Source organism: Sphingobacterium sp. UBA7038 (genome assembly GCF_002494055.1).
Classification (GTDB): Bacteria; Bacteroidota; Bacteroidia; order Sphingobacteriales; family Sphingobacteriaceae; genus Sphingobacterium; species Sphingobacterium multivorum.
This window is the reverse complement of the sequence record NZ_DLAV01000035.1, coordinates 71,130-82,856: the sequence shown is the minus strand read 5'-3', so window position 1 is coordinate 82,856 and position 11,727 is coordinate 71,130. Positions and strand designations below refer to the sequence as shown.

Below are 11,727 nucleotides of genomic sequence, written 5' to 3'. Positions count from 1 at the left end.
TAGTTTTAGGGGAGCAGCATATTCTGATCGTGGAGTTCGCTGTCCAGGAGCGAAAAAATGGCAAAAGCATTGTCGAAGCAGCCATTAGCGGTTCAAAACTTAGGTTAAGGCCAATCTTGATGACCAGCCTGGCTTTTGTTGCAGGGCTGGTACCCTTGATGTGGACGGTTGGCCCCTCGGCAATCGGTAACCATTCGATCAGCTTCAGCGCCGCCGGCGGCATGCTCTTTGGTGTAGCATTCGGCATCTTTATCATCCCCGTACTCTTTGTTGTATTCAAAAGTCTGGATGAAAAACTACATGATAAACTAGCTAAAGAAGAGGAAGAATAATGAAAAACATACAAAAATACCTTTCGGGAATATCGATCATCATTGGCCTCTTAGGCCTGATGAATGCCTGTAAGATCGGCAAAGATTATGTGCAGCCCAAACTCAAACTTCCGGAAAACTTTCGTGGCGATACGCTGGATTACTTCGGAGATACCTCCAGTATGGGCCTGATCCATTGGAAATCCTTCTTTCATGATCCCACATTGAAGCTATTGATTGATTCTGCCTTAGCCAATAACTTTGAAATGAAAACTGCACTGCTCAACCTGCAGATTTCAACGCGAGTCTTAGCTCAGAATAAAGCCAACTACCTGCCGAGTGTAAATGCAACAATTGCCAATGGAAACCGTACCTGGCGATCAAAGGACTTTGGCAGTGGTCCTCTGACTAAATACTACGATCATAAGGATGAAAAAGCGCCGCAAAATATGTTCGTCTATCAATCCATGTTTGGCTCTGATATTAATTTTAGCTGGGAAGTCGATATCTGGAAGAAAATAGGAAGCAAACAAGAACAACTCTTAGCCGAGTATTTGGATACACAGGAGGCAAAAAATGCGATACAGACCTCGATCATAACAGCTGTGGCAAAAGGTTACTTCAATCTCTTGATGCTAGATGCCAAAATTGAAGTTGCCAAACGGAACGTCCAATTAAATGACAGCACTCTCCGCATGATCAAGCTCCAATATGAAGCTGGTGAAATCACCGCCTTGGCGATCCAACAAACACAATCACAACGCCTATTGGCAGCCTCCCTCGTTCCCGAAATCGAAAAGGAAATTGCCATCCAGGAAAATGCGCTGCAGACACTTACCGGAAAATTACCCGACAGCATCAAAAGAGGAACTTCTTACGAGCATCTCTTCGCGGAGAGCAAAGACATCTCCCTGGGGTCCCCAATCGAGATTGTCCGCAATAGACCAGATATCCGATCATCTGAATTTCAACTGATGGCAGCCAATGCGAATGCGAATATCCAACAGGCTATGCGTTATCCGTCATTGACCGTGGGCGGCGTATTGGGGGTAAATAGTATGCTCCCTAAAAATTGGTTTAATATCCCTGGCGCATTGCTTGGTGGAATAACTGGAAATTTAACCACGCCTATTTTCAAAAACAAAACATTTAAAACACAGTATGAGGTTGCTAAATTGGAACGTGATAAAGCCGAAATCCAACTGCAACAAAAAGTTGTCGAGGCAGTCGCCGAAGTCTCTAATGCAGTGGTCACAGTCGACAAGCAACGTGAACAATTAGCTTTGGCTAAAGAAAGGGTCGATAACGCGCACCTGGCAGTTAAAAACGCAGGTCTACTCTTTAAAAGTGGGTATGCCACCTATCTAGAGGTCATTACCGCGCAAAGTAATGCCCTTAATAGCGACCTGGATCTCGTCGAATTACGACAACAGCATTTAGATGCATTTGTAGACTTGTATCGTGCGCTCGGTGGAGGTTGGAGATAAGGATTTAAAACTTTATTTTTGTGGTATGACTCCAGAAGAATTACAACACTATTTTCAATCCAAAGACTTGCCCGAAACGCTGGAAATACAGCAAGATATGCAGGTCTTCGACGTTCAGCGTTTCTTGAGCACAAGCTTCATCCATGTAAGCTTATGGAAAAAAGATTTAAGCAAATGTCCATCCTGGATTAGACTGCTGAAATTCAAGGATGCCTTAGAAGCAAAAGAAGAAGCCTAACATCTGTTAGGCTTCTTCCTTATTTATACGTTCTATAGGCTGGGCGCAAGTTGTTTCATTAATAAAGGCATCTGTTCTTTCGAAAAAATCTCTTCTGCCCCGGCGTCCCGCAATTCCATCCGCTCATTCTCATCACTGCTCGAAGTCAACCCAAATATTCTGATCGAGGGAAATCTTTCTTTCACAATTTTTGCCGTTTCTATTCCGTTTAATACAGGCATATGCAGGTCTAATATACATATCTCAGGAAGCTCATGCTCGTTTTCATGGAGGTAGTCGATCAACTCCCTGCCATTGGATGCACAATAAACCAAATCCAATAAATGTGATTGAGCCATCGCTCGCATCAACACATGATGAATCATCGCATCATCTGCGTAGACAATCGTACATCTATCTTTGGTATCCATTTGAATAAGCTGTCATTTAGTAATTATAAAAACAATATTATATAAATATGTAATAAAATAAAAAATACAGAAAAAAGTTAGCAATAATTATGTTATTATACAAATTTTATTTCAAAATGTCCAATATTAACAATCCAACAAACTTTTAGTTTGATTTATACAATAAGAACATCATAGGTAGCAATCTCTTCGCGTCAACAACGCTAGAAAAGATGTGGTAAAGAGAAAAGAAGACCGGTAGATTATCTCCTAAAAATCATCTTCAATAATTTCGGCCACTCTTCCTATTTGGCCGTCCGTCAACCTGACTTTAATCCCCCTCGAATGATAAGAGGACGATGTTAGCAAGTCCTTCACAATGCCTTCTGTTAGATTTCCCGTACGCTGGTCCTTTTTTAAGATTATATTCACCAACATACCTGGCTTTACATCTGCTCTATTTCTTCCATCCATGGTCAAACTTAGATAAATAGTTTTTTAAATGCAATATAAAAAATCATTTATTGTTGGAAAGACCTTCATCCTGAATGCTGGAAAAAGCGTATTGAAGTGAATGCAGGGCTATTGCATACATAAATGTTACAAATCAAATGTAAAGACCTTTTCCTGCTAGCACTGTCATATCACAAAAAATGGTCGGAAGAAATTCCGACCATCGTTGGCTTTTAGCTTTTTTTTAGAAATAGTCACCGTCAGCATTGACCGGCGACCGTTGACTTATTTAAATAACTTAAAGATATCGTTTCCAAATATAAAGACCATCAAGGCCAAAAGAATGAAGAAACCGACCATTTGTGCTTTTTCTAGGAATTTTTCACTCAATGGCTTGCCTTGAATCATCTCAACCAACAAGAACAACACGTGACCGCCATCCAAAGCTGGAATAGGCAATAGGTTCATAAATGCCAATGCCATAGACAACATCCCTACTAAGGACCAAAAACGGATCCAGTCCACTTCCGTGCCAAACAGAGTTGCAATGCCAATAGGGCCAGATAATGCTTTATCAGCACGCACTTCGCCTTTGAAAATTTTACCAAATCCCTTAGCGTTATCGGTAATCACTGTAAACGCTTTCTTTGCACCGATCGGAAACGCCTCCATCAAGGTATATTGCGTTGTAAACGATTTGATGGAATAATCACGATTGATCCCTATTCCCAGCATGGCATCTGCAGGAACAATTCCTTGCAAGGAAACTTCAGCCCCTTTGCGTAAAACTTTAATCGCAACCGTTTTATTGCTATTCGCTTTTATTTGCGCCTTAAATTGATCGAAGAAAGGAACCTGTGTCTCGTTTACGGCAATAATGCTATCGCCTTTCACAAACCCCATTTTACTTGCCACCGAACCGGGAGCTACTTCAGCAACACTGGTCGTTTTAACCCGTGGCTCGATAAACTTCTCTCCTTTTTTGTCGGAAAGCGTGTTTAATAAATCAGCGGGGACTTTGACTTCTGCTGTAGCTCCATCACGCTCAACTGTAAGTGCAACTCCCCCCATCAATACTTTAGAACTGATCAGCTCCGAGTAATTTTCGATACGGTGACCGTCTATTGCAATCACTTTATCGCCAGCTTTCAAACCAATAGATTCACCAATGGACCCAGGTACAATACCGTTTACCAGCTGATCCATTTTAATGTCTGTATTGCCCATTTTAAAAGTCAGCATCCAAAAAACAACAACACCGACGACAATATTGACAATAATACCGCCTAACATGACGATTAAACGTTGCCAAGCTGGTTTTGATCTAAATTCCCAAGGTTGTGGCTCCCCCTTCAATTGCTCCGTATCCATCGATTCATCGATCATACCCGCAATCTTGACATAACCGCCTAAAGGCAACCAGCCAATACCATATTCACATCCTTTATAATTGAATTTAAATAATTTCACTCCCCAAGCATCAAAGAACAGATAAAACTTTTCCACCTTGATACCAAATGCACGTGCTGCTAAGAAATGTCCTAACTCATGTAGAACAATTAAAATTGACAAGCCTAAAATCACTTGTCCGACCATAATTAAAACACCCATGTATGCTTTTTAAAATTTAATCTTTGATTATTTCCTTTGTTATTAACCTTGCGACACGATCCGTCTCCAGATAATCATCCAGCGTCGGTGTCGCAATGAATTCTACTTTATCTAATGTCTGTTCAATAATATCACTCATCTCCAAAAAACCAACTTGATCTTTCAGAAAGGCATCCACAACCACTTCATTGGCCGCATTTAATACACAGCTTCTATTTCCGCCGGTACGAAGGCTTTCATAAGCCAATGCCAAATTCCGAAAAGTTTCCATGTCTGCTTTTTCAAAACTGAGCGTCGGATAGTCCATGAAATTAAATCGTTCAAAACTGTTTTCAAAACGTGCCGGATAGGTCAGTGCATACTGGATCGGCAATTTCATATCAGGAATCCCCATTTGGGCCTTCATGGAACCATCCTGAAACTGAACTAACGAATGTACAATAGATTGAGGATGTACAATCACATCCACCTGATTTATGGACAGATTGAAGAGCCATTTTGCTTCAATCACTTCTAGCCCTTTATTCATCAGGGATGCCGAGTCAATCGTAATTTTGGCGCCCATCGACCAATTGGGATGCTTCAAGGCTTGGGCCTTCGTAACCTGTAGGAGATCGGCACGTTTTTTCCCACGAAAAGGACCGCCGGAGGCCGTCACATATATTTTCTCAATTGGATTATGCTCCTCACCGGTCAAACACTGAAAGATCGCCGAATGCTCTGAATCCACAGGAAGCATGCGTACACCATATTCTTTCACTAAGGCCATTATCAGCTCACCAGCGACAACAAGTGTCTCCTTATTGGCCAGTGCAATATCTTTTTTCGATTGAATCGCTTTAACAGTAGGTTTTAATCCCGCAGATCCAACAATTGCATTCAAAACGATATCAACTTCTTCCAACTGCACCACTTCAACCAATCCGGCTTCACCCAAAAGAACAGCGATATCATATCCTTTTAAAGCATCCTGTACCTGATTATAGTGTAGGGAATCTGTTACCACCACTGCTTTGGGCTTAAACTCCAAGGCCTGTTGGATCAACAGTGTGACATTGCTGCCACAAGTCAGAACAATTGCTTCAAATGTATTAGGAAAGGCTCTTATCACATCCAAGGCTTGTGTGCCTATACTTCCCGTTGCCCCTAAAATGGCAATTCCTTTTTTACTCAAAACCTTTGCTATTAATTAAAATATATTATTTAAAATCTTTGGGTCTTCTCCCCCATGGTAATCCGCCATCATGGATCGGTAAGCGACCGAAACAACAATACTAGCCAGAGGTACCACCAAAAACGAGCTCACGAGGTTCAAAATAATAAAAATTATGTAATATTCTAAATAATTAAAATACATCTGTAGTAACTGGAAAAAAGCAAATACAGCCAAAATCAATAATAGTTTGAATACATTGCCTTTTGTCAATGCAAAACTGAAGCGTAATGACCGTAATGTCCCCGCGTGTTTATCAATAATGAAAAACGGATAAAATGCCACTCGAATAATCAGGATGAACGTCAATATGGCCGCAACAAAGACAACAAACATCGTAAAGTTGCTCATCAGCTCCATCCGATTGTCACCATTTTCAAATAGGTAAAGGAATGGTAAAGAGACGGCCCCCAATAGCATCAGAAGTGCTATAGAAAGCACCATAATACTCAACATAGCGCCAAAAAAGTATGCAAGCTCTTTCGTACTCGGGATACATTGGACGAGTTTCTTCTCCTGGTTACCATCAATCAGACTTAAAATATACTTAAACAAAGTCATGTTCAATCCAAAATACATCACCATGAAAAAAAATGCCATAAAGCCACTCAACACCACATTGAAATCACTGATGGTGGTCGCGAGATAATTAGACAGTCCGGAGGTTACAAATAGTAAAAAACAAAGCCCCGCCACTGAAAAATAATGCCTTTTCAGCAACTCCAATGACTTATTAAAAACCTCGTTAACGGCAAAAGTACTTTCCTTTAGGAATTGAATCATTTTTTCTTTGAATAAACTTCTACAAAGATGCCATATTTTTTAATTTTCAACAATTTACACACCTAGAAAAATCACTTTTTTTATCATTTTTAACATAAAAAGAACGGTTATGGAAAATCTGTTATCCCAGATAGATGAAAACAGGCTAAAAATAAAAATCCCCTATCCGAATGGATAAGGGATTTTCTATTTTGACCTTAACTCTTCCTATTTAAATTCTTTGGGAAGCGGCTTCTCCAATAAGTATTGGTAGTAGAAACGCGCACGCTCATTAAAATCATATTTACTTTTCGAACGGTCAAATCCATGACGGCTTCCCGGATAGATCATCAATTCAAAAGGGACGCTTCGATCCGTTAATTTATCGACAAGTTGGGTTGTATTCTGCAAATGAACATTGTCATCCATATCGCCATGCATAATGCGCAACACGCCTTTATAATTATTGGCATAGGTCAACACAGAACCAGCTTTATATCCGTCTGGATTGTCTTGAGGCGTGTCCATCCATCTTTCCGTGTAATGGCTATCATACAGATCCCATGAGGTAACCGGTGCGCCAGCAATACCAAAATCAAATACATCTGCCGCCTTCGTCATCGCCAAACACGTCATATAGCCACCATAGCTATGCCCTGTAATAAGTACTTTGTTTTTAGCGACCCAAGGTTGCGATTTTAACCATTTAACAATTGTCGAATAATCAATAATTTCCCAGTGACCAAGATTGCGGTGCATATAAGCAACACCTTGTTTACCAAAATGACCAGATGCCCGGTGATCTGCAGAGACTTGAATAATTCCTTCATTGGCCCAGTACTGATTGGCCGTTCCTTTCCAGGTATCTTTTACCGTTCCCGCGTCAGGCCCACCGTAAATACTGAAAACAACCGGGTACACTTTTGATTTATCAAAATTTGTCGGATAAGTGATGGTCAATGGAAGATCGAACAGTCCGTCATCTGATTTAAGATGTAAGTATTCGGTTTTACCGTAGGTATACGAGGTAAAATCAGCAGCTTTACTATCCGCTAGCTGACGTACGACCTTACCTTGATTATCCAACAAAGCGAACCGATCGGGTGTACTCACATTGGAGTATTTGGTAATAAAATACTTGCCGTCAGGCGACACATTCACATCGTGCGAGTATTCACCGAACGTCAGACGTTTTAAGTTTTTACCTGAATAATCCACGCGGTACAAATCAAAACGCGCTGAGTTTTCTTTACGTGCGGTAAAATAGATCACCTTATTTTTTTCATCAATCCGTTTTAATTCCGTTACCTGCCATTCGCCGGAAGTAATTGGATTGACCAATGTTCCATCCAATTTATAGAGGTAATAATGCGCCCAGCCTGTCTTATCCGATTTTAGGATATAATATTTGTTGTCCGCCAGATATGTGATACGCTCATCGTGATCCAAATTGATCCATGAAGCCTGACGCTCATCGTAGATTTCTTTTTTCGAACCTGAATTCGGATCCACTTGATAAAACTTCAAATTGTTCTGATCCCTGTTCATCCACTGTACCATCACATTTTTACTATCAAAGGCCCAATAAGGCTGGCCAAAATACTGATCGTCTTTCTCGTTGAAATCAGCCCAGGTAACGTTGCCCCCTTCGAGGTGAACGATTCCTACCTTCACTTCCGGATTTGGGTCACCGGCTTTGGGATATCTTGTCTCCTCCAGGTAACCATGCTGGCCTTTGGACGAATAAATCGGAAACATCGGAACCTTGGTATCATCGAAACGCATAAAAGCGATCTTACGGCTGTCCGGAGACCACCAAAAAGCTTTATATTTTGTTGGGCGCCCAAGAATTTCTTCGTAATATACCCAGGATGACCAACCATTGTAGATCACATCAGTACCATCCTTTGTACATTGCATTTCTTTTCCTGAAGTCACGTCCACGCTATACAGATTGCTTTTACGCGTAAAGGCTACATATTTACCATCCGGTGATAAGGTTGGATTCTGTTCAGCAACATCAGGAGAGTTGGTCAGCCTCTTTGCTACACCATCGGTACCTTTCAGGAAGATATCATTGTTCTCGACATAAACAACCGTCCCTTCTTTAGCGGGAACTGTATAAATGCTTCTGTGACCTGACTTAATGTTAACCTGATATAAACGACCATCATTTACATCATTTTCCAGATAAGCTGTCCCGTCTGCCCAGCCAGGATACTGATTGGTACGAACTGTCAACGATGACTTTTGCCCCCAGGGCTGTGCAAAATCCAATTTCTTTTGTGCGAAACCAACCTCGTGCACAAAAAAAACGATAGACGCACCTAAGAGTACTCTTGATACCGTATTCATTAATTTTTGGATATGTTTATTAATTATTTTGGCTAAGATAAAGAATTGTGACAAATAACGACGATTTTGCCTGTAACAAGCTTAATTCACATATCGCGTACCATATGATTTAGCAAGGGCTCGATTAAACCAGATGATTCCTTACTAAGGATGTTGCTCGAAAAGTGCAAGCTGTATGCCTTCCTTTGGAAAATCAGCTTCTTCCACAAAATTTGATATCGAAACACCCAACAACCTCACTTTGTTCACCAGCTCAACCTTGCTCAACAAACTATGGGCGGTGGCGTAAATTTTGTCTTCCGAATCAAAACTATTTTCTAGGGTGATACTTCGTGTCAACTGAACAAAATCGGCATATTTAATTTTTAAGTTTAAGGTTCGCCCAGATATTTCCTTTTTCCCAATACGTGTCCACAACTGTTTGCAGAGCCGTTGCAAAATGGTATTTAATTCTTCAAAAACTTCTACATCCTCACCAAAAGTATCCTCAATCCCGACCGATTTGCTGCTACGATTGGGAACAACAGGACGGTCGTCTATCCCGCGTACGATACGGTAAAAAAAATGCCCCGTCTTTCCAAACCAACGTACGAGATCCTCTTCACGCTGTTTTTTTAAATCAAGCCCAGTAAACAGTCCCAGTTCATGCATTTTTTTTGCTGTCACCTTACCTACGCCAAAAAACTTGTCCACGGGCAATGACTCCATAAACTTGACAATTTTAGAAGGACCTATAAATGTTAAGCCGTTGGGTTTGTCCATATCCGAAGCAATCTTTGCAACAAATTTATTCACGGAAACGCCGGCCGAGACGGTCAGATTCAGTTCTTCTTTGATTGCTTCTTTAATGGCTTTGGCGATATCAATAGCCGAACCAATGCCCTGCTTGTCTACAGTTACATCCAAAAAAGCTTCATCGAGGGAAAGCGGTTCAATTAAGTCCGTATAACGGAGAAAGATCTCCCGGATTTGATATGAAACCTGACGATACACGTCAAAACGAGGATAGGTAAAGATAATATGGGGGCACAACTGAAGAGCCTTTCGGGAGCTCATCGCAGATTTGACGCCAAATTTTCGTGCTTCGTAACTGGCCGTCGCAACTACTCCTCTCCCATCCGGAGAACCACCTACTGCAATCGCTTTCCCCCGATATTCGGGAAAATCACGCTGATCTACAGATGCATAAAAGGCATCCATATCCAAATGAATAATCTTGCGATGTACCTGTTCGGGATCCATGATCCAAATTTACAAAAATTAGCATTACAGACTAAGAAAACCGAAAAATAACTAATAGAATTAGCAACTATAGCAAAGCCCGCAAACGGTAGGCTCGGGAGTCTCTTACTCCAATCACGCTCGGCAACTTTCTAGGCTACATCTAAACCATTCGTTATTATGCCGTTAATTTTTTATCTTTAGGTGAAACTATAGGTTAGGCGAAAAAGCATCCAGTCCTGATAGTCTCATAAACCACAGTAAAAAGACTTAAAAATAGCACATTATGGAAAATATGCCTGAACAAAAACCGAAAAAATCCGGATTTAAGAAGTTCTTACTTCTGCTGATCCTTTTTCTACTTGTGGGGGGTGGATCCTACGTTTACTGGAAGTATTACTATGTATTCGGTGAAGGCGTAAAATCTGGTTATCTTAATTATGCTGTAAAAAAGGGCAATATTTTCAAGACATACGAAGGTAAACTCATCCAGGAGGGGTTTGGAAGTATCAAAACGGGTGGTATCGCCAGCAACCAATTTGAATTTTCTATTGAAGATGATTCTATATTCCGTCAATTGGAGCTCAATAGTGGAAAGTACTTCGATCTGCGCTACAAAGAATATCATGGCGTTCTTCCCTGGCGTGGAAACACGGTTTATATTGTTGACAAAGTTGTCAATATGAAATAGAAATTTACGTTCCCGATTGAAAACTTTTCGACACAGCCTGCTTATGCAGAAAGCACATCACGCACGATCAATTTTTCGTTAAAAAAACTTTTTAAAATGGTCCCGTCACCGTGTAGTGTCCAAACTTCCTGGGGATTTACCATCTTAATGTAGTGAAGAATGTCATTCCAGTCCACATGATCTGAAATATACAATTCGATATCATTCTGTGCCTGTAAACGTTTCCAGCCTGAAGCAAATGCACGTAATACTTTGGTCGCCCTAAAATAACTATTAAAAGTCATCGGCGGTACCAAATAAACTTTATTCTGTTCGCCCTGTTTCATTTCTTTTCTGTTGTAGGGCTCATAGTCTAATTTCTTCAGCCCGTGCTGGTCGTAAAGGCGATGGTAGGGCAATATTCCACTATGCACAAGCACTTTTCGCTCCGGACAATATCTGTTGATCAAATCAGTAATCCGCTGCGCCTTGCCCAACACATAAGTACCTAATAAAATATTACTGGCATGTCCGTCGAGTTTTTTTATCTCCTCCGCAGGATCTGGGTGTATAATATCCGGATTTGCAAATGTGCTTTCTGTAATAAGGACATCGGCTTGCCGCACTTCGATCGGCTCGCAAGTCTCATCAGCTTGCAATTTGTAATCGCCCGTGTATAGGTAGCGCACTCCCCGGTATTCCATCAGAATTTGTGCCGAACCCAATATGTGACCTGCTGGTAAAAATGTGATTTCGACCGCACCCATTTTAAACGGACTATTGAACAATTTAACCTGATATGAATCTTTGCGGTTTTGTTTATAGCGATAAGTCATAAACAGTGAAGTTGCCTGCGTTGTATACACATAATCGTGTCCCGAACTGGCATGATCGCCATGGGCATGAGATACGACATTGTGCATGACGGGATTGCTCGCATCAATAAAAAAATCACCATAACGGCAATAATAACCTTCTGGTTTTCTGACTAAGAAGTCAGCTAATATGATCGACATA

12 protein-coding genes are annotated in these 11,727 nt (G+C 40.9%); 4 read left to right on the top strand and 8 right to left on the bottom strand.

All coding sequences use genetic code 11. The features are described 5' to 3' along the window. The 3 genes from B3H30_RS20915 to B3H30_RS20905 form a co-directional block, all read left to right on the top strand. Window positions 1–332 (top strand): efflux RND transporter permease subunit (locus B3H30_RS20915; RefSeq protein WP_286834842.1); only part of this gene is annotated, 332 nt, incomplete at its 5' end. Continuing rightward, complete coding sequence (locus tag B3H30_RS20910; protein ID WP_070565522.1) at window positions 332–1,798, top strand: efflux transporter outer membrane subunit; 1,467 nt, start codon at window positions 332–334, stop codon at window positions 1,796–1,798. The genes B3H30_RS20915 and B3H30_RS20910, both read left to right, overlap by 1 nt. Before the next feature lie 25 nt (window positions 1,799–1,823). Next, entirely contained in the window at window positions 1,824–2,036 is a 213-nt protein-coding gene (locus B3H30_RS20905) for a DUF6965 family protein (protein WP_070565692.1), read from the top strand. 32 nt (window positions 2,037–2,068) lie between these two features. Here the strand turns inward: B3H30_RS20905 and B3H30_RS20900 are convergent, their stop codons facing one another. From B3H30_RS20900 to dinB, 7 genes are all read right to left on the bottom strand, one after another. Continuing rightward, entirely contained in the window at window positions 2,069–2,446 is a 378-nt protein-coding gene (locus tag B3H30_RS20900; protein ID WP_070565524.1) for a response regulator, read from the bottom strand. A gap of 249 nt (window positions 2,447–2,695) precedes the next feature. Continuing rightward, complete coding sequence (locus B3H30_RS20895) at window positions 2,696–2,899, bottom strand: YwbE family protein (protein WP_070565526.1); 204 nt, start codon at window positions 2,897–2,899, stop codon at window positions 2,696–2,698. A gap of 264 nt (window positions 2,900–3,163) precedes the next feature. Next, on the bottom strand, window positions 3,164–4,489 hold the full coding sequence (gene rseP, locus B3H30_RS20890; RefSeq protein ID WP_070565528.1) for an RIP metalloprotease RseP: 1,326 nt from the start codon (window positions 4,487–4,489) through the stop codon (window positions 3,164–3,166). Between the two features lie 16 nt (window positions 4,490–4,505). Then, window positions 4,506–5,663, bottom strand: coding sequence for a 1-deoxy-D-xylulose-5-phosphate reductoisomerase (locus tag B3H30_RS20885; RefSeq protein WP_112376162.1), 1,158 nt, complete (start codon window positions 5,661–5,663; stop codon window positions 4,506–4,508). Between the two features lie 15 nt (window positions 5,664–5,678). Beyond that, on the bottom strand, window positions 5,679–6,485 hold the full coding sequence (locus tag B3H30_RS20880; protein WP_070565532.1) for a beta-carotene 15,15'-monooxygenase: 807 nt from the start codon (window positions 6,483–6,485) through the stop codon (window positions 5,679–5,681). A 207-nt stretch (window positions 6,486–6,692) separates the two neighbouring features. Beyond that, complete coding sequence (locus tag B3H30_RS20875) at window positions 6,693–8,819, bottom strand: S9 family peptidase (protein ID WP_286834841.1); 2,127 nt, start codon at window positions 8,817–8,819, stop codon at window positions 6,693–6,695. Window positions 8,820–8,963: 144 nt separating this feature from the next. After that, a complete protein-coding gene (gene dinB / locus B3H30_RS20870) occupies window positions 8,964–10,061 on the bottom strand; it encodes a DNA polymerase IV (protein ID WP_070565536.1) in 1,098 nt (365 codons plus the stop codon). A gap of 265 nt (window positions 10,062–10,326) precedes the next feature. Here dinB and B3H30_RS20865 point away from each other — a divergent pair, with 265 nt between their 5' ends. After that, window positions 10,327–10,731, top strand: coding sequence for a hypothetical protein (locus B3H30_RS20865; RefSeq protein ID WP_197084053.1), 405 nt, complete (start codon window positions 10,327–10,329; stop codon window positions 10,729–10,731). Window positions 10,732–10,772: 41 nt separating this feature from the next. Here the strand turns inward: B3H30_RS20865 and B3H30_RS20860 are convergent, their stop codons facing one another. After that, a complete protein-coding gene (locus tag B3H30_RS20860) occupies window positions 10,773–11,726 on the bottom strand; it encodes an exonuclease (RefSeq protein ID WP_083295911.1) in 954 nt (317 codons plus the stop codon). Between the last annotated feature and the right edge of the window lies 1 nt (window position 11,727).